The 18,772-nt window shown below is 72.9% G+C and carries 12 protein-coding genes; 8 read left to right on the forward strand and 4 right to left on the reverse strand.

The window, feature by feature from the left end:
• Positions 1 to 107: 107 nt before the first annotated feature.
• Positions 108 to 809 (reverse strand): response regulator, encoded by a 702-nt coding sequence (locus ACZ60B_RS26760; protein ID WP_469391153.1) that lies wholly within the window; start codon positions 807 to 809, stop codon positions 108 to 110.
• On the reverse strand, positions 806 to 2,104 hold the full coding sequence (locus tag ACZ60B_RS26765) for a histidine kinase (RefSeq protein WP_469391155.1): 1,299 nt from the start codon (positions 2,102 to 2,104) through the stop codon (positions 806 to 808). The genes ACZ60B_RS26760 and ACZ60B_RS26765 overlap by 4 nt, the downstream gene beginning before the upstream one ends.
• A 215-nt stretch (positions 2,105 to 2,319) precedes the next feature.
• Between ACZ60B_RS26765 and ACZ60B_RS26770 the strand changes: the two genes are divergently transcribed.
• The 6 genes from ACZ60B_RS26770 (at position 2,320) to ACZ60B_RS26795 (ending at position 13,808) form a co-directional block, all read left to right on the forward strand.
• On the forward strand, positions 2,320 to 3,024 hold the full coding sequence (locus ACZ60B_RS26770; RefSeq protein WP_469391157.1) for an ABC transporter ATP-binding protein: 705 nt from the start codon (positions 2,320 to 2,322) through the stop codon (positions 3,022 to 3,024).
• Positions 3,021 to 5,366 (forward strand): ABC transporter permease, encoded by a 2,346-nt coding sequence (locus ACZ60B_RS26775; protein WP_469391159.1) that lies wholly within the window; start codon positions 3,021 to 3,023, stop codon positions 5,364 to 5,366. Before ACZ60B_RS26770 ends, ACZ60B_RS26775 begins: the two co-directional genes overlap by 4 nt.
• 582 nt (positions 5,367 to 5,948) lie before the next feature.
• The gene (gene lanL, locus ACZ60B_RS26780; RefSeq protein ID WP_469391162.1) at positions 5,949 to 8,621 is read left to right on the forward strand and encodes a class IV lanthionine synthetase LanL; all 2,673 of its coding nucleotides are present in this window, start codon (positions 5,949 to 5,951) and stop codon (positions 8,619 to 8,621) included.
• A gap of 48 nt (positions 8,622 to 8,669) precedes the next feature.
• A complete protein-coding gene (locus tag ACZ60B_RS26785) occupies positions 8,670 to 8,825 on the forward strand; it encodes a VenA family class IV lanthipeptide (RefSeq protein WP_202919550.1) in 156 nt (51 codons plus the stop codon).
• Positions 8,826 to 9,348: 523 nt separating this feature from the next.
• A complete protein-coding gene (mfd, locus tag ACZ60B_RS26790) occupies positions 9,349 to 12,882 on the forward strand; it encodes a transcription-repair coupling factor (RefSeq protein ID WP_469391164.1) in 3,534 nt (1,177 codons plus the stop codon).
• Positions 12,883 to 13,082: 200 nt separating this feature from the next.
• A complete protein-coding gene (locus ACZ60B_RS26795) occupies positions 13,083 to 13,808 on the forward strand; it encodes an HNH endonuclease family protein (RefSeq protein ID WP_469391166.1) in 726 nt (241 codons plus the stop codon).
• A 106-nt stretch (positions 13,809 to 13,914) separates the two neighbouring features.
• Here ACZ60B_RS26795 and ACZ60B_RS26800 read toward each other — a convergent pair whose 3' ends face one another.
• Together ACZ60B_RS26800 and ACZ60B_RS26805 are read right to left on the reverse strand one after the other, a co-directional pair.
• Positions 13,915 to 14,694: a hypothetical protein gene (locus tag ACZ60B_RS26800; protein WP_469391169.1), complete on the reverse strand. Its 780-nt coding sequence runs from the start codon at positions 14,692 to 14,694 to the stop codon at positions 13,915 to 13,917.
• A gap of 154 nt (positions 14,695 to 14,848) precedes the next feature.
• Positions 14,849 to 15,544 carry a hypothetical protein gene (locus ACZ60B_RS26805; RefSeq protein ID WP_469391171.1) on the reverse strand — a complete coding sequence of 232 codons (696 nt, stop codon included), beginning with the start codon at positions 15,542 to 15,544 and terminating at the stop codon, positions 14,849 to 14,851.
• Positions 15,545 to 15,740: 196 nt separating this feature from the next.
• Between ACZ60B_RS26805 and ACZ60B_RS26810 the strand changes: the two genes are divergently transcribed.
• Together ACZ60B_RS26810 and ACZ60B_RS26815 are read left to right on the forward strand one after the other, a co-directional pair.
• The gene (locus ACZ60B_RS26810) at positions 15,741 to 17,936 is read left to right on the forward strand and encodes an N-6 DNA methylase (RefSeq protein WP_469391172.1); all 2,196 of its coding nucleotides are present in this window, start codon (positions 15,741 to 15,743) and stop codon (positions 17,934 to 17,936) included.
• Positions 17,937 to 18,088: 152 nt separating this feature from the next.
• Complete coding sequence (locus ACZ60B_RS26815) at positions 18,089 to 18,745, forward strand: hypothetical protein (protein WP_469391174.1); 657 nt, start codon at positions 18,089 to 18,091, stop codon at positions 18,743 to 18,745.
• The last annotated feature ends 27 nt before the right edge of the window (positions 18,746 to 18,772 follow it).

Here is an 18,772-nt window from a genome sequence, read left to right on the forward strand (position 1 = left end):
TCGGCCCACGGCCGGTCGCGTCCACGGCCCTTCGGCCCACGGCCCGCCGGGGCCTCGATGTCGCTCGGAGCTCCAGGGCCTGTCCGGCGTGATCCGCTGGACAGGTCCTAAGGCTGCTCGGTGGGCTGCCGCTCGGCCTCTCGCTCGCCGGCGCTGACCAGCCCGGTCTCGTACGCGGCGATGACGGCCTGCACCCGGTCGCGCAGTCCGAGCTTGGCGAGGATGCGGGCGACATGGGTCTTGACGGTCGCCTCCGCCAGGTGGAGGCGGGCGGCGAGTTCCGCGTTGCTCAGCCCGCGGGCCAGCAGGCCGAGGACCTCCAGTTCGCGCGGGGTGAGGGCGGCCAGGTCGCGGTGGAGGGCGGCGGTCTCGCCGCCGTGACGGGCGAACCGCTGCACGAGGCGGCGGGTGATGGCGGGGGCGAGCAGAGCGTCGCCGGTACGGACCGTGCGGACGGCCGAGGCCAGGTGCTCGGGGGTGACGTCCTTGAGGAGGAAGCCGCTGGCTCCGGCGGACAGGGCCGCGTAGACGTACCGGTCGAGGTCGAAGGTGGTCAGGATGATGACGCGGGGTTCGCCCGGGGCGCCGGTGAGGATGCGGCGGGTGGCTTCCAGGCCGTCCATCTCCGGCATCCGGATGTCCATCAGGATCACGTCGGGACGGGTGCGGCGGGCCGCCTCGACCGCTTCGGCCCCGTTGGTGGCCTCGGCGACGACGTCGATGCCGTCGGCCCGCAGGATCATCCGGAAGCCGGTGCGGACCAGGGTCTGGTCGTCGGCCAGGAGTACCCGCGGCGGCTGCTCGGTCACGGTGCCTCCAGGGGGATCAGCGCCTCCACACGGTAGCCGCCGGCCGGCCGGCGGCCCGTGCTCAGGGTTCCGTCGTAGACGGCGAGGCGCTCGCGCAGGCCGATCAGACCCCGGCCGTTGCCGGTGGCCGCGCCCGCGCCGGGCCGTCCGCCGGTGTCGGTGACTTCCACCCGCAGCCGCTGCGGTCCGTGTTCGACGGTCACGGCGGCGGTGGCGCCGGAGGCGTGCTTCACCGTGTTGGTCAGGGCTTCCTGGACCACGCGGTAGGCGGCGAGTTCGATGCCGGGCGGGATCTCGCAGGGCGGTCCGGTCACGGTCAGGTCCACCGGCAGCCCGGCGTCCCGTACCCGTCCCACGAGCGTGTGCAGCTGGTCCAGGCCGGGCTGCGGGGTCAGCTCCGCGCCCGGGTCGGCCAGGTCCGCGGGCTCGCCCTCGGCGGCCATGGTGAGCAGGCCCATGACGTGCCGCAGTTCGGTCATGGCCGCCCGGCCGCCCGCCTCGACGGCGAGCAGGGCCTCGCCGGCCTCCTCGGGGTCGGTCTTCATGATCTTGCGGGCGGCACCCGCCTGGATCACCATCACGCTGACGTTGTGCGTGACGACGTCGTGCAGTTCGCGGGCGATTCGCGCGCGTTCGTACTCCACGGCCCGGCGCAGCGCCTCGGCCTGTTCGCGTTCCAGAGCGGAGAGCCGCGCCCGGCCCTCGTCGGTCCGCAGCTTCCAGGTGCGCAGTCCCAGGGCGGCGCCCGCCATCGGCACCAGGATCAGCAGGACGATGTACTCGTTGGGGACGACCGGTGTCACCGAGTTCCCCGAGGTGCCCACCAGCAGCACCGACACCGGCAGCGTCGCCAGGGTCGCCAACCGGTACGGGCTGTACACGGCGGCGCTGTAGACGGCGACGACGAACGCGTACAGGGTCAGCCGCAGAACGCTCTGCGGGGTCGCCAGTGCCGCGGCCGTCACGACGCACAGCACGGCGAGCGGGAAGCGGCGGCGCAGCGCCAGGGCACCGGAGGCGACCACCGCGAGCGTCACCATGAAGGCCAGGCCGCCGGGGCCGGACGGACGCGGCACGACGTACGTGACACCGGGGGCGATCTCGCGCACCACGATGTTGTTCGCGTTGTCGATGCCGTAGTAGACCGTGACGGCGCCGAGCACCAGTGCCACCAGCACGTCGAACCGCCGGGCGCGACGGCCGAGCCGCAGCGGTGGACCGGTCGGGATCCAGGCGTCGCGGACCGCCTCGCGGGCGAGGGCCCACAGCCGCTGCGGCGTCGTGCGTGCGTTCATCACCGGTCCATTGTCGCCGTCCCCCGGACTCTGCGAGTCCGCCCCGGTGGTCGTTGTCGGCGTCCGGGCTGCATCGGCCGCCTACATCGGAAGGATGACGTTCCGGGAGGTCATCCCGACGCGGTACGGCAAGGGGTCCGGGCGGGCGACGCCCCCGGGCCGGGCGCGCTCCTAGCGTCCAACGGGTCCGGTCCCCGTACCGAAGGAGCCCTTTCATGACCACGCCGGTGATCGAACTGTGCGAGGTGAGCCGACGCTACGACGACGGCCCGCCCGCCGTGGACGACGTGTCGCTGACCGTGCGGCCCGGCGAGGCCGTCGCGATTCTCGGCCCGTCCGGCAGCGGCAAGTCCACGCTGCTCAACCTGATCGCGGGGCTGGACCGGCCGGACTCGGGGACCGTCACCGTGGACGGGGCGCGCGTGGACCGGTTGGGGGAGGCCGCGGCGGCGCTCCACCGGCGGTCGAAGATCGGCATGGTCTTCCAGTTCTTCAACCTGCTCGACGATCTGACCGTGGCCGACAACGTCGTCCTGCCCGCGCGGCTCGCCGGAACGGCACGGGCCGAGGCCGACCGCCGGGCGGCGGAACTCATGGAGCGCCTCGGCATCGACCGGCACGCCCGCGCCTACCCCGGGCGGCTGTCCGGCGGCGAGCGGCAGCGCGTCGCGGTGGCCCGGGCGCTGATGAACCGGCCGCCGCTGCTCCTGGCCGACGAGCCGACCGGGGCCCTGGACACGGCCGCCGGACAGGACGTCAGCAGACTGCTCGGCGACCTCCACGCCGAGGGCCAGACCATCGTCGTGGTCACCCACGACCTGGCGCTCGCCCGGTCCTGCACCCAGCGGACGGTACGGATCGGGGACGGCCGGATCACCGAGGACGTCAGCTCGCGAGCCGCCGCCGAGGCCGCCCGATGAGCGCGCTCGGCAAGGTGGTGCGCTCCGGGGTGGCGCGACGGCGGGTGCAGACCCTGGTGATCGGGCTCACCACACTGATGGCGGTGGCCGCCGCCGTCCTCGGCGGAACGCTGATGGTGATCTCCGACGGACCCTTCGACGACGCCTTCGCCAGGCAGCACGGTGCGCATCTGTCGGTGCAGTTCGACGCGGGCAGGGTGAGCGCGGGCCGGTTGTCGGCGTCCAGGGACTCCGAGGGGGTGAGTGCGGCGGCCGGACCGTTCCCCACGGCGACGGTGACCCCGCGGGCGGACGAGGCGGGCCCCGGGTGGCCCATGACCGTCGTCGGGCGCAGCGGTCCGGGCCGGGACGTGGACGAGGTGACGCTGCTGAACGGGCGCTGGCCCGTCCGGGCCGGCGAGATCGCGCTGTCCGCCGACTCCCCGCTCATCCCGGACCTGGGCAGGAAGGTCGGCTTCTCCCGACCTTCCGGCGCTCCGACCCTGACGGTGGTCGGGGTGGCCCGGTCGGTCACGCGGACCGCGGACGCCTGGGTGCTCCCGTCCCAGATGCCGGCGCTCACCGAGCCCGGCAGCGGCGGTCACCAGATGCTCTTCCGCTTCGTCCACGCGGACACCGCCGCGCAGATCACCGCGGGCGGCGAGGCCGTGACGGCGTCCCTGCCGAGGGCGGCGGCCGTCGGCGAACAGTCGTGGCTGACCGTCAGGAAGAACGCCGAACGTGCCACCGCCCTGTACGTCCCGTTCCTCGTGGCGTTCGGCGTCCTGGGCCTGGTCATGTCGGTGCTCGTCGTCGGCAACGTCGTCGCGTCGGCCGTCGGCACGGGAACGCGCCGGATCGGCGTCCTCAAGGCCGTCGGCTTCACCCCGGCCCAGGTGGTACGGGCCCATGTCGGCCAGGCGCTGATCCCGGCCGCGGTCGGTACGGCACTCGGTGTCCTCGCGGGCCATCTGCTCGCCGTGCCCGTACTGGCCGAGGCCGCGGACGTGTACGGCACCTCGTCCCTGGCCGTCGCCCCCTGGGTCGACCTGGCGGTGGTCGCCGCGATGCTCGGCCTGGTGGCGGCGACCGCGTGGGCGAGCGCCTGGCGGGCGGGCCGGCTGCGTACCGTCGACGCGCTCGCCGTGGGGCGTGCCGCTGCGGCGGGGCGCGGCCGGTGGGCGGTCCGGCTGGCCGGCCGGCTGCCCCTGCCGCAGCCGGTCGCGCTGGGTCTGGCCCGGCCCTTCGCCAGGCCCGCCCGCGCGCTGGCCATGGGCACGGCGGTGCTGTTCGGCACGGTCGCCGTCACGTTCACCGTGGGAATGGGTGCCTCGCTCGGGGAGGTGATGAAGGCCAAGGCCCATGACGCCGCCGATGTCACCGTGCCCGAGCCGCTGCCGGAGTTCGGCCCCCGAGGCACCGTCACCGACAAGCCCCGGGCCGATCCCGCCGCGGTCGCCGCGGCGGTCGAGGCGGCCGCCGGAACCGCGAAGTACTACCGTGCGGCGACGGTACGGGCGACCGTGTCCGGCCTCACCGGTACCGTCGACGTGATCGCCTTCACCGGCGACGCCTCCTGGGGCGGCTACACGATGGTCGAGGGCCGCTGGGTCGGCGAGCCCGGTGAGGCGGTGGTCCCCACTCCCTTCCTGGCCGCCACCGGCACCCGCATCGGTGACACCGTCACCCTCGGCGGCCTCGCCGAGCCCGTCACGGTCCGGATCGTCGGCGAGGTCCTCGATCCCCGCAACAGCGGGATGCAGGTCTTCACCGACGCCCGCACCCTCACGCCCGCCCGCCCCGACCTGACGGACGCGAGCCATCACATCGCGGTCACGCCCGGCACCGACGTCGCCGCCTACGTCGACGCGTTGAACAGGGACCTGGCGCCGCTGGGCGTCACCGCCCAGGTCGGCGGTCCCGGCGCCGGCAGCGACATGGTCGTCACGCTCAACGCGCTCTCCGCGTTCCTCACGCTGATGCTCGTCGCCGTCGCCGCGCTCGGCGTCCTGAACGGCGTGCTGCTCGACACGCGTGAGCGGGTCCGGGAGATCGGTGTGCACAAGGCGCTGGGCATGACACCCCGGCAGACCGTCGCGATGGTCCTCACCTCGGTCGTCGTGACCGGACTCGTCGCGGGGACGCTCGGTGTGCCGCTCGGCGTGAGCGTGCACGGCTGGGTCATGCCCGCGATGGGCGACGGCGCGGGGCTGCGTCTGCCCGACTCCGTCATCGCCGTCTACCACGGGGCCGAACTTCTCCCGCTCGCACTCGGCGGCCTGCTCATCGCCGCCCTGGGCGCGCTGCTGCCCGCCGGCTGGGCCGCACGAGCCCGAACCGCCACGGCGCTGCGCAGCGAATAGGAGGTCAGGACCCGCGCTCATGCCCCGGTCTCCACCGCTCGGCGCTGGAGGCCGGGGCGTCGTAGCGGGCCATGGATCCGTCGTTCATCCACCACAGATTGGTAATATTATATGGGTCAAAATGTGGGGTGAAATGGAAGCGGAATGTCCGCGGTCCGCGCCTATGGCGTTGGCCATGACCGCTGTTCATCTCAATTCTCTGTTCGATGGGCAACGAGGATTGGGCGATGGTGGATACGGGAACGGCGTGCATCGCCGTGGCGGTATAAGGGAACCCCTGGGAGAGTTGGGGGCGGCGGGTCGCCGCAGCCCTTCTGAATCTGTATCATCAATCCTTGATCGAGGGCGAATCAATTCGGTCCGTTTGTGATTTCCCGGTGTGGGCGGCGAAGTCGTCGAACGGGTGGGGTATTTCCGAGCCGGGGGCGCTCGTGCTCCATTATTTGCGCCGGACTGTACCGTTTATGACGGCGACAACACCCTGCGCTCGCTGGACCGAGTGAATGCGACAGGCGGGTGTTGTGCATTTCTTCCGGCTGAAGGCACATTTCTCTCAGCGGTTCTCGCCGATGGGAGGGACGCATGACGAGCCACGCAACCGAAGTCGACCTCGAAAGTCTGCTCCGCCGGGCATTGCAGGCCACCGGTACGGAGGCGCGTTGGACGACCGACGCGGACGAGATGTGGTGCCGCCTCACCTGCCTGTCCGGAATTCAACGCCGGCAAGGCTGGAAACTGCATGTTTCCGCGACGGCCGCTTCCGCACCGGAAGTCCTTGTGAGGGCCATGGATGTGCTGTTGCGCGAAGACGCGGCATTCAAGTTCGTACGCTCGCTCGAACAGGTGAGCGCGCTCAACTCCCGTGCCACACCGCGGGGCAGTTCCGGCAAGTTCATCACCGTATACCCGCCCTCCGACGGCGCGGCGGCCCGAATAGCGATGGAGCTGCACAGGGCCACGGCGGGACTGGCCGGCCCCCGGATCCTGTCCGACCAGCCGTACGCTCCGCGCAGTCTGGTGCACTACCGCTACGGCGCCTTCGTCGGCCGGCGGCGGCTGTCGGACGAGGGTCTGCTGGTGTGGTTCATCGAGGACCCCGACGGCAATCCCGTCGAGGACAAGCGCACCGGGCAGTACGCGCCACCCCCTTGGGCGGTGAGCCCCTTTCCCGCCTCGGTGCCGCTTCCACCGCAACAGGAGAAGGCGGCGAGCAGGCCCGTGCTGCTCGGCGGCCGGTTCTCGGTACGGGAAGCGATCCGGCACACCAACAAGGGCGGCGTCTACCGGGGCACCGACGTCACCACCGGCGCACCCGTGGTGATCAAGGAGGCCCGGCCGCACGTCGAGGGCGACAGGTCCGGCTCCGACGTCCGCGACTGGCTGCGGGCCGAGGCCAGGACCCTGGAGAAGCTCAAACACACGGGCCTGGCACCGGAGTTGCTCGCGACGTTCGAGACGGGCGGGCACCTGTTCCTCGCCCTGGAGGAAGTACCGGGCGTACCCTTGCGCAACTGGGTCGCCGAGCGCTTCCGCGACGTCGGCAGCGAACGCTACCGAGCCGAAGCGCTCGACCAGGTCGCACGTCTGGTGGACCTGGTCGCGGCGGCCCACGCCTGTGGTTGCGTACTGAGGGACTTCACCCCCGGCAACGTCATGGTCCGCCCCGACGGGGAACTGCGCCTCATCGACCTGGAGCTCGCCGTCCTGGAGGACGACATCGCGCTCCCGACCCAGGTGGGGACCCCCGGCTTCAGCGCTCCCGAGCGCCTGGCGGACGCTCCCGTCTCCCCGACGGCCGACTACTACAGCCTCGGCGCCACCGTGTGCTTCGTGCTCGCCGGGAAGGTGCCCAACCTGCTGCCCGAGGAGCCGGCCGACCGGTCCGAGCAAGAGCGGTTCGCCGACTGGCTGGACGCCTGCGCAGGAACGCCGGGCCTGCCGGAGGGCCTGCGGGAGATGATCCTCGGGCTGATGAAGGACGATCCCGGTGAGCGCTGGGACCCGGACAGGGCGCGTACGGCCCTTCGCGCGGCGGACCCCTCATGGACCGCGCGCCCCACCGCCGCACCGGCACGCACAGCCGGGCCGGACGACACGACACGGCTCGCGATCACCGGGATGGTGAACCACCTCGTCGAGTCGATGACCCCCGCCGACCAGGGGCGGCTGTGGCCCGTGTCCACCCTGGCCGGTGAGACCGACCCCTGCACCGTGCAGCAGGGTGCGGCCGGCGTACTGGCGGTCCTGACCCGGTACTTCGAGCTCACCGGAGACCGGCGCCTGCCGGATCTGCTCCGTACCGCGGGCAACTGGGTCGTCGCCCGCACCGACACCCGCACCATCCGTCCGGGCCTGCACTTCGGCGGCCGCGGAATCGCCTGGGCGCTGTACGACGCAGGACGCGCCGTCGACGACCGCGCGCTCACCGACCACGCGCTGGCCCTGGCGCTGGCCCCGCTGGAGCGGACACCCAGCTACGACATCACCCACGGCTGCGCGGGCAGCGGCCTGGCCGCCGCCCACCTGTGGCACCGCAGCGGTGACCCACGCCTGGCCGAGCTGGTCGTCGACGCCGCCGACCGGCTGGCCGCCGCCGCACGGACCGAACCGTCCGGAGTGAGCTGGCCGGTCCCCGCGGAAGCCGTGTCCGAAGAGGCCGGCAAACGCTACCTCGGCTTCGCGCACGGAACGGCCGGCATCGGCTGCTTCCTCCTCGCCGCCGCGGCCGTCTCCCACCGCGTGGAACACATGGAACTGGCCGTGGCGGCGGGGGAGCACCTGGTGGCCAACGCCGTGATGGTCGGTGAGACGGCCCAGTGGCCGGCCCAGGCCACGGACGTGCCCACGGCCCCCTACTGGTGTCACGGCTCGGCGGGCATCGGATCCTTCCTGGTCCGGCTCTGGCAGCAGACCGGGGACAAACGCTACGTCGACCTCGCCCGCGGCGCCGCCCACGCCGTCGTGGAACGCGCCTCGCGCGCCGCCGTCGCCCAGTGCCACGGACTGGCCGGCAACGGCGACTTCCTCCTCGACATGGCCGAGGTCACCGGGGATCCCGTCTACCGGGCGATGGCCGAGGACGTGGCCCGCCTCCTCGTCTGCGAACGGGCCCACCGCGACGGCCACGTCGTCTTCCCCAACGAGTACGGGGACGTCTCGACGAGCTGGAGCGACGGATCCGCAGGCATCCTCGCGTTCCTCCTGAGGACGCGCCACACAGACTCCCGGCACTGGATGGCTCAGGTGCCGGGCTGAACGACAGGTAAATCCTCCTGTCGTAACCGCTCACAGAAGGAGAATGTCATGGAGAACCAGGCGCTCGAGCTGCTGGCCCACCTGCACGCCCTTCCGGAGACCGACCCGGTCGGTGTCGACGGCGCGCAGTTCAGCGGCACCTGTGCGTGCGTCGGCCTGCTGACGCTGCTGAACACCGTCTGCATCGGCGTCAGCTGCGCCTAGTCGAAAACCTCCGGCCGGTGGGGGCCCCCGGGGGGGCCCCCCCCCGGGGGGGGTGGGGGCGGCGCGGCGGGCGCGGGCGCGCCGGGGGGGGCCCCGCGGGCGCCGGCCGCGGTGTGCCGGGCGCCCGACACACCGCGGCCGGGAGCCGGGAGCCGGGAGCCGGGAGGCCCGGAGCCCGGAGCGGGGAGCCGGGAGGTACGAGGCCCTGAGGTCGGAGCCTGGAGGTCGGCAGGCCCGGAGCACGAAGCCCGGAGCCGGGAGCCGGGAGCCGGGGGCTGAGGCCTGGAGGCCGGCAGGCCCGGAGGCCGGGAGCGGGAAGTCGGGGTCGGGAGCCCCGGCGGGCCGGGGGCGCGGGGACGCGGTCCTCGTGATTTCCGGGCGTTGTCCACAGCTCCGGCGTCGGGCGGCGCGCCGTCGTACTCTGGACACCCCCGGCCCGTGACACGCGTCGGGCCCTTCGCGTTGCCCACCCGGCCCCCGGTACGCCCCGGTGTACCGCGGGCCCCCGGACGGAAAGTCCTCCATGAGCCTGCACGGTCTGCTCGACGCCGTAGTCAAGGACACCGCCCTCGCGGAAGCGGCCAGGGCGGCCTCCGACGGCAACCGGATGCATGTCGACCTCGTCGGCCCGCCCGCCGCGCGCCCCCTCGCGATCGCCGCGCTCGCCCGCGAGACCGGCCGCACGGTGCTGGCGGTGACGGCCACCGGTCGCGAGGCGGAGGACCTGGCGGCGGCCCTGCGCTCGCTGCTGCCGCCGGACGGGGTGGCGGAGTACCCGTCCTGGGAGACCCTGCCGCACGAACGGCTCAGCCCCCGCAGCGACACCGTCGGCCGACGCCTCGCCGTGCTGCGCCGGCTCGCCCACCCCCGCACCGACGACCCCGAGACCGGCCCGGTCTCCGTCGTCGTGGCCCCCGTGCGGTCCGTGCTCCAGCCGCAGGTCAAGGGACTGGGCGACCTGGAGCCCGTGGCACTGCGCACCGGCCGCAACGCCGACCTGAACGAGGTGGTGGAAGCCCTCGCCGCCGCCGCGTACTCCCGGGTCGAGCTGGTCGAGAAGCGCGGCGAGTTCGCCGTGCGCGGCGGCATCCTGGACGTCTTCCCGCCCACCGAGGAACACCCCCTGCGCGTGGAGTTCTGGGGCGACGACGTCGAGGAGATCCGCTACTTCAAGGTCGCCGACCAGCGCTCCCTGGAGGTCGCCGAACACGGCCTGTGGGCGCCGCCCTGCCGTGAACTGCTGCTCACCGACGAGGTGCGCACCCGGGCGCAGGCCCTCGCCGAGCAGCACCCCGAGCTGGGCGAACTGCTCGGCCGGATCGCCGAGGGCATCGCCGTGGAGGGCATGGAGTCCCTCGCCCCGGTCCTGGTCGACGACATGGAGCTGCTGCTCGACGTCCTGCCCAAGGGCGCGATGACGGTCGTCTGCGATCCGGAACGGGTCCGCACCCGTGCCTCGGACCTGGTGGCGACCTCCCAGGAGTTCCTCCAGGCGTCCTGGGCGGCCACCGCGGGCGGCGGCGAGGCGCCCATCGACGTCGGCGCGGCCTCCCTGTGGTCCATCGCGGACGTCCGCGACCGGGCCCGCGAGCTGGACATGATGTGGTGGTCGGTGTCGCCGTTCGCCGCGGACCTGGAGCTGGAGGCCGACACCCTCCAGCTCGGGATGCGCGCCACCGAGACCTACCGCGGCGACACCGCGAAGGCGCTCGCCGACACCAAGGGCTGGCTCGCCGACGGCTGGCGCACGGTCTTCGTCACCGAGGCCCACGGCCCGGCCGCCCGCACGGTCGAGGTGCTCGGCGGCGAGGGCATCGCGGCCCGCCTGGACACCGACCTCGTGGACCTCTCCCCGTCCGTCGTGCACGTCGCCTGCGGCTCGATCGACTACGGCTTCGTCGACCCGGCGCTCAAGCTGGCCGTCCTGACGGAGACCGACCTCTCGGGCCAGAAGGCGGCCGGCAAGGACGGCGCCCGGATGCCCGCGCGCCGCAGGAAGACCATCGACCCGCTGACCCTGGAGGCGGGCGACTACATCGTCCACGAGCAGCACGGCGTCGGCCGCTACATCGAGATGGTGCAGCGCACCGTGCAGGGTGCGACCCGCGAGTACCTGGTGGTGGAGTACGCCCCCGCCAAGCGCGGCCAGCCCGGCGACCGCCTCTACATCCCCACCGACCAGCTGGAGCAGATCACCAAGTACGTCGGCGGCGAGGCGCCCACGCTGCACCGCCTCGGCGGCGCCGACTGGACCAAGACCAAGGCGCGGGCGAAGAAGGCTGTCAAGGAGATCGCGGCCGACCTGATCAAGCTGTACAGCGCGCGGATGGCGGCCCCCGGGCACGCCTTCGGCACCGACACCCCCTGGCAGCGCGAGCTGGAGGACGCCTTCCCGTACGCGGAGACCCCCGACCAGCTCACCACCATCGCCGAGGTCAAGGACGACATGGAGAAGACGGTCCCGATGGACCGCCTGATCTGCGGCGACGTCGGCTACGGCAAGACGGAGATCGCGGTCCGCGCCGCCTTCAAGGCCGTACAGGACGGCAAGCAGGTGGCCGTGCTGGTGCCGACGACGCTGCTGGTGCAGCAGCACTTCGGCACGTTCAGCGAGCGGTACTCGCAGTTCCCGGTGAACGTGCGCGCCCTGTCCCGCTTCCAGACCGACACCGAGGCCAAGGGCGTCCTGGAGGGCCTGCGCGAGGGCGCGGTGGACGTGGTCATCGGCACCCACCGGCTGTTCTCCTCGGAGACGAAGTTCAAGGACCTCGGACTGGTCATCGTCGACGAGGAGCAGCGCTTCGGCGTCGAGCACAAGGAGCAGCTGAAGAAGCTGCGGGCCAACGTCGACGTGCTGACGATGTCGGCGACCCCGATCCCGCGCACCCTGGAGATGGCGGTCACCGGCATCCGCGAGATGTCGACGATCACCACCCCGCCGGAGGAGCGCCACCCGGTGCTCACCTTCGTCGGCCCGTACGAGGAGAAGCAGATCGGCGCCGCGATCCGCCGTGAACTGCTGCGCGAGGGCCAGGTCTTCTACATCCACAACCGGGTCGAGTCGATCGACCGGGCGGCGGCGCGGCTGCGCGACATCGTCCCCGAGGCGCGGATCGCCACCGCCCACGGCCAGATGTCGGAGCAGGCGCTGGAGCAGGTCGTCGTCGACTTCTGGGAGAAGAAGTTCGACGTGCTCGTCTCGACGACGATCGTCGAGTCCGGCATCGACATCTCCAACGCCAACACGCTGATCGTGGAGCGCGGCGACACCTTCGGCCTGTCCCAGCTGCACCAGCTGCGCGGCCGGGTGGGCCGCGGCCGCGAGCGCGGCTACGCCTACTTCCTCTACCCGCCGGAGAAGCCGCTGACGGAGACGGCCCACGAGCGGCTCGCCACCATCGCCCAGCACACCGAGATGGGCGCGGGCATGTACGTGGCGATGAAGGACCTGGAGATCCGTGGCGCCGGCAACCTGCTCGGCGGCGAGCAGTCCGGCCATATCGCGGGCGTCGGCTTCGACCTGTACGTGCGCATGGTGGGCGAGGCGGTCGCCGACTACCGGCGTCAGCTGGAGACGGGCGGGGTCGAGGAGGAGCCGCCGCTGGAGGTCAAGATCGAGCTGCCGGTCGACGCGCACGTCCCGCACGACTACGCGCCGGGCGAGCGGCTGCGCCTCCAGGCGTACCGCGCGATCGCCTCCGCCGACTCCGAGGCGGACATCAAGGCCGTCCGCGAGGAACTCGTCGACCGCTACGGCAAGTTGCCCGAGCCCGTGGAGAACCTGCTGCTGGTGGCCGGGCTGCGGATGCTCGCGCGCGCCTGTGAGGTCGGCGAGATCGTGCTCCAGGGCACCAACATCCGTTTCGCGCCGGTGGAGTTGCGCGAGTCGCAGGAGCTGCGTCTGAAGCGGCTGTACCCGGGGACGGTCATCAAGCCGGCCGTCCACCAGATCCTGGTGCCCCGCCCGAAGACCGCGAAGGTCGGCGGCAAGCCGCTGGTCGGACGCGAACTCCTCGGGTGGGTGGGGGAGTTCCTGGCGACGGTCCTGGGCTCGTGACGTCCGTCCTCACGCAGGGTGTCCCCGACGGACCGTCCCCGTCGGGGGTGCCCCCGGTCGGCGGCACGCCTGACCTGCGCGGCAGGTGCCGCCGGGCACCGCGTGGTCCGTACCCGCGAGCGACTACGGTGTGCGAGGACCGACGCGGGGAACCCTCTCCGTGCGGGGCGGAACCGGGAAGCGAAGGGGAGGGGCGCAGCGTGACGCGTCTGAGGGGAGGGGCGGCGATCGCCGTCATGACGGTGTTCGCCGTGGCGGGGTGCACCCCGCAGACCACGGGATCCGCGGGATCCGCGGAGACGACAGGCCCGGGAGGGACCGGGGGCGCCGCGCTCACCGCGGCCCGGTCGCTGCCCGTCAAGGGCCGGGCGCCGAAGACCGGCTACGACCGCGACCGGTTCGGCACCGCCTGGGCCGACACCGATTCGAACAGTTGTGACACCCGCGACGACATCCTCAAAAGGGACCTGAAGGAGCTGAAGTTCACCGGCGGGAAGTGCAAGGTGTCCTACGGCGTCCTCGAACCCGATCCCTACTCCGGCAAGAACGTGACCTACCGGCGCGGCCGCAGTCTGGTCGACATAGACCACGTCGTCGCGCTCTCGGACGCCTGGCAGAAGGGCGCCAAGTACTGGGACCCGAGCAAGCGCATCGCGCTGGCCAACGACCCGCTCAACCTCATAGCCGTCGACGCGAGCACCAACCGCGGCAAGGGCGACGGCGACACGGCGACCTGGCTGCCGCCCAACGCGGGTTACCGGTGCGCGTACGTCGCCGGGCAGGTCGCCGTGAAGAAGAAGTACGGGCTGTGGGTGACCGCCGCCGAGAAGGCCGCGATGGAGAAGGTCCTGGCCGGCTGCCCGGACCAGAAGCTCCCCACCGGCGGCAACCCGACCGAGGCGCCGGCGCGTTTCCGCGCCCGCTGATCCCCGGCCGGGTCCGCCCCCGTCCCCCTCTTCCCCCGTTCCCCCTCTTCCCCCGTCCCCCGCACGCTTCGGCCCCCCGCCGGGGCGTGCGGGCGTCCGCGGTCCGTCAGCCGAGCGCGTCCAGGTCCAGGATGTTGCCCGCGGGCTTCTGCGCCGGGACCGGCTTGTCGTAGTCGCCGAAGGTGAGCGTGCCGGGCTCCTTGCCGGTCGTGCTGTCGATCTGCAGCAGGTACGGCTTGCCCTCGGTGGCGACGTACAGCGTGTACCGGTCCTTGCCGTCCTTCTCGTGCAGCACGATCGCGGGCGTGCCGTCGACCGTGGTCGTCTGCCCGCGGGTGGCGTCCGAGTTGCCGTCCTCCGCGCCGCCGAGCACCGAGTCCAGGTCGCAGAAGCCCGCGATGTCCTTGGCGTCCTGACCCTTCGCGGCCATCTTGGCCCACTTGCCGGCGAGCATGGCCACGGCCGCGTCGGTGTCCGACTTCGGCTCGCCCTCGCTCTGGGCGCGCAGGAACGCCTCGTCGTACTTCATGTAGACGACGTCGCCGGTCTTGATCAGCTCGGCCTTGCCCTGGCCGCCCATGCCCAGGGTGCCGGCGCACTCGCCCTGCCGGTTCAGGGCCATGTCGATCCGGATCGTGCCGCCGCTCTCGTCGTCGGCGATGTCGCCCTTCATCCGGAGCGAGGTGGCGCCGGTGGTGGCCTTCATGGCCCGGTCGGCGATCTCCCCGCCGGTCAGACCGGCGAACGGCTCCTTCGGCTTGGCGGAGGCGGAGGTGTGGGACGCGCCCGTCTTGTCGTCCGCCTTGTCCTCGCCGGACAGGCAGCCGGTGAGGCCCGCGGCGGCCGCGGTGGCGAGACAGAGAGCGGCAAGTGCGGTACGACGCATGACGATTCCTCGATGAAGAAGGTGAAGAAGACGGAGATGGGGGTGGTGGTGAAGACGGAGGTGAGGCGAGGGGAGGTGACGTGACGTGGCGGGGGACGGCGGGGCGGGCGCCGGCTGGTGGCGCCGCGCCCCGGACGGGACCGGTCCGGTCCGGTCAGCCGGTCTTCTTCCAGTCCCCGCAGCCGGACGTCTTGAAGTAGGCGTCCTTGGCGCTGATCGTGACGACGGCCGAACCGGTGACGTTGTTGTTCGCGATGATCGAGTCGAGGCCGTGGTCGGCGTCCTTGGTGCGCTCCCAGTAGCACATGCCGTCGTCGTTGCCGGTGGACCGGTAGGTGCCGGGTGCGATGTCCGGGCCGACCGCGAACATGCCGCCGTCGCCGTCCACGCCCGTGGCGGAGGATCTCTCGGCCCGGCCGTCGGCGACGGCCTCCCAGTCCTTGCAGCCGGTGGACTTGAAGAGCTTGTCGGTGGCCTTGACGGTGACGTAACTGGTGCCGGTGACGTTGTCGTTGGCCAGGATCGAGTCCATCTCGCCCGAGGCGTCCTTGGCGCGCTCCCAGTAGCACATGCCGCCGTCGTTGCCGGTGGTGCGGTAGGTGCCGGGCTTGAGGTCCGAGCCGACCCGGAACTCGCCGTCCCCCTCGAACGCGGCCTTCTTCTTCCCGGACGCCTCGGCCTTGCCGCCGCTGTCCTTCTTGGCGCCGGCCTGCGGAGCCGCGGACGTCGAAGAGCCCTTGTCGGCGGTGTCGCCCGTGCCGCCGCCGTTGCCGTCGGCGTTCGCCGAGGCGACCCCGATGACGACGATCCCCACCACGGCGCCCAGCGCGACCTTGCCCTTCATGCCCATGACTGTCCCCTCCCCCTGACGTGGCGGCCGCCTCGATGGGGCCGCTCGTTCGCTGGGTCAATAAGACCAGAGCTTGTGAACCGAGTCAACACGATTCACAAAGGCTCTTGCGTACACGCCGTGAATGGGTAGATCTTGCCTGCGTCGGTATGCTCGACGCCACGCAGGAGCGAGCGGGACGAGGGGAGCGACGCGAGTGCAGGACAACGCGACTGAGGTGACCGCCGCCGGGATCGCACGGCTCGCCGGTGTCGGCCGCGCGGCCGTGAGCAACTGGCGTCGTCGGCACGCCGACTTCCCCAAGCCCGTCGGCGGCACCGAGACCAGCCCGTCGTTCGCGCTCGCGGACGTCGAGGCCTGGCTTCGCCACCAGGGGAAACTCGCCGAAGTGCCGCTGCGGGAGCGGGTCTGGCAGCAACTGGCCGGACACCCCGAGGGGCCCGTCACCGCGCTCGCCCACGCCGGCTGCGTCCTGCTGCTCATCCATGACCGGCCGACGGTATGGCTGGAGGTGGGCGCGGGTTCCGACGAGCGCCTCGCCGCACTGCTGCCGGCCGCGCTGGAGCAGGTGATCACCCCGCGGTTCGGCCCCCCGGTCGAGAGTGGGCGCGGTGTTCACGCTCGCCCGGACGTGGCGACTCCCGCGGCTGTGAACCGACCGCCCACTGTGAACACTCCGGAGCCGGTGTCGGGGGACTGGGTCGCCCCGCACACCCCCGGCACCTCCCCGGTTCACACCCCCGCCCCCTCCGCCCCCTCCACCGCCCCCGCGGTCCACATCCCGACCAGCCCTCAGCTCCTCCCCTCCGTCCCGCTCCTGCGCGGGGTGGCCGAGCTCGCCGCCGACCTGGGCGCCCGCCAGACCTTCGAGTTCCTGTTCGGGCGGCACCTGGACGCCAACCCGCGCCAGTACACGCTCACCCCCACCGAGCTGGCCCGCCTCATGGCCGACCTCGCGGGCCCCGCCCGCACCGTCCTGGACCCGGCCTGCGGCACCGGCGCCCTGCTGCGCGCCCTCGACCCCCGTCCCGGCCAGGAGCTCTACGGTCAGGACAGCGCACCCGAACTCGCCGCGCTCACCGCGCTCCGGCTCGCCCTGCACGGCCGGGCCGCCGTGCGCGCGGCCGTCGGCGACTCCCTGCGCGCCGACGCCTGGCCGCACCTGCGCGCCGACACGGTCCTGTGCCACCCCCCGTTCAACGAACGCAACTGGGGCCACGACGAACTCGCCTACGACCCCCGCTGGGAGTACGGCTTCCCGGCCCGCGCCGAGTCCGAGCTGGCCTGGGTGCAGCACGCGCTCGCCCGGCTGCGGGACGGCGGCACGGCCGTACTGCTCATGCCGCCCGCCGCCGCCTCCCGCCGCTCCGGCCGCCGCATCCGCGCCGACCTGCTGCGCCGGGGCGCGCTGCGGGCCGTCGTCGCCCTGCCGGTCGGCGCGGCCCCTCCGTACAACATCGCGCTGCACCTGTGGGTGCTGCGCCGGCCCGAGAAGGCGCCCGGTCAGCCCGAGGTGCTGCTCGCCGACGCCGGACAGTTCGCCGGCGAGGGACGCGGCGGCCCCGACTGGCAGTCCGTCAAGGACGCCGTGCTCGAAGCGTGGCGGGCCCACGACCGGGACGGCACCCTCCCGGAACGCCCCGGTCTGGCGCGTTCCGTGCCCGTCATCGAACTCCTCGACGACGACGTCGACCTGGCCCCCGCCCGCCACCTCCCGCCCCCGACGGCGGCCGACGGCGGCGAGCAGCTCACGGCCGTGCGCGAGCGGCTCGGCGAGACGCTGCGGCTGACCACCGGTCTCACCCCGCCGCCCGCGGTGACCGCGCCGCCCGCCCGCTGGCCGCTCACCACCGTCGGCGAACTCGCCCGCGGGGGCGCCCTGGTGCTGCGCACGGGCGGAACCGGCGGCCCCGCACGCGTGCCCGTCCTCACCGATCACGACGTGCTCGCCGGGACCGGCCCCTCGGGGACGCTGCCCGAGAGCGAGGAGGAGGCCGTCCTGACGGAGGCGGGCGACGTGGTCGTGCCGGTGCTCGGCGGCGGCTCGGTGGCCCGGGTGGTCGACGGCGGGACGGCGGGCGCCGCACTGGGGCGCAACCTCGTGCTGCTGCGCCCCGATCCCACGGCGCTCGATCCGTGGTTCCTCGCCGGGTTCCTGCGCGGCACCGCCAACAACCGCCAGGCCAGCAGCTACGCGTCCACCGCCACCCGGCTCGACGTGCGCCGGCTGCACCTGCCCCGGCTCCCGCTGGACGAACAGCGCCGCTACGGCGCCAGGTTCCGCGCGCTCGACGAGTTCGAGCGGGCGCTGAGGTACGCGGGCCGGCTGGGGGACGAGCTCGTACGCGGCATGTACGACGGGCTGACCGACGGCACGGTGTCCCCGGGCTGAGCCCCGAAGGCCCCGGCCCGGCCGTCCCGACAGCCACCTGCGACGTCCCGTGAAGTGATCAGCATGACAACGGTTCGGCACAACCCGGGACCGGTTGTCCGCGTGGGCCTATACGCTCGAACTCCGATATCGAACCAGGCCCGGGAGCAGTCATGTACGGCCACGGCGCGGCGCCGCCGCCCACCCGTAGCGCGGGTACCGCCATCGCCCTGCGCGTGCTGTTCGCGGCCGCCGGGATCCTGTCGTGCGGTCTGCTCGCCTGTGTCCCGCTGTTCCGGGTGGCGATCCTGCGCGGGCGCTGGTTCGACTGGACGGCGGCCTGGGTGTCCCTGCCGCTGTCCGTCGCCGCCTTCGCGGTCGTCGGCAGCGTGCCGGAGACCGACGCCAGGAGCGACGTCGCGCTGGCCGTGGTGCTGCTCCTCGGGGCCGGCAGCGCCGCCTACTACCTGGTGACCGACATCCGGATGAGCCAGGCCGCGCGCCGCTTCGGGGGTTACGCGCCGCCGCACGCGCAGACCGTCCAGGTGCCGTACGGCTACCCGCACCCGGCGCCACCCGTCTCGCCGTACACGAGCACCCCCGTCCCGCCCGGGCCCCCCGTGGCCCAGGCGTACATACCGAATCCGTCCGTGCCGAATCCCCCTGTGCCGAATCCGTCCGTGCCGCAGCCGCCCCTGTCGCAGACCCCGCCGCCGCAGCGGCCCGCGCCCGCCCGCATCGACCAGGTGCGCGCGGAGCTCGACGAGCTCAGCGACTATCTGCGCAAGCAGGAGGACCCCCGGGACGGCCGGCCCGAGGGCGGCCGGTGACCGCGACGACAGGCCGCGTCGTCGCCG

The sequence above is a fragment of the Streptomyces sp. NPDC104096 genome (genome assembly GCF_055584385.1).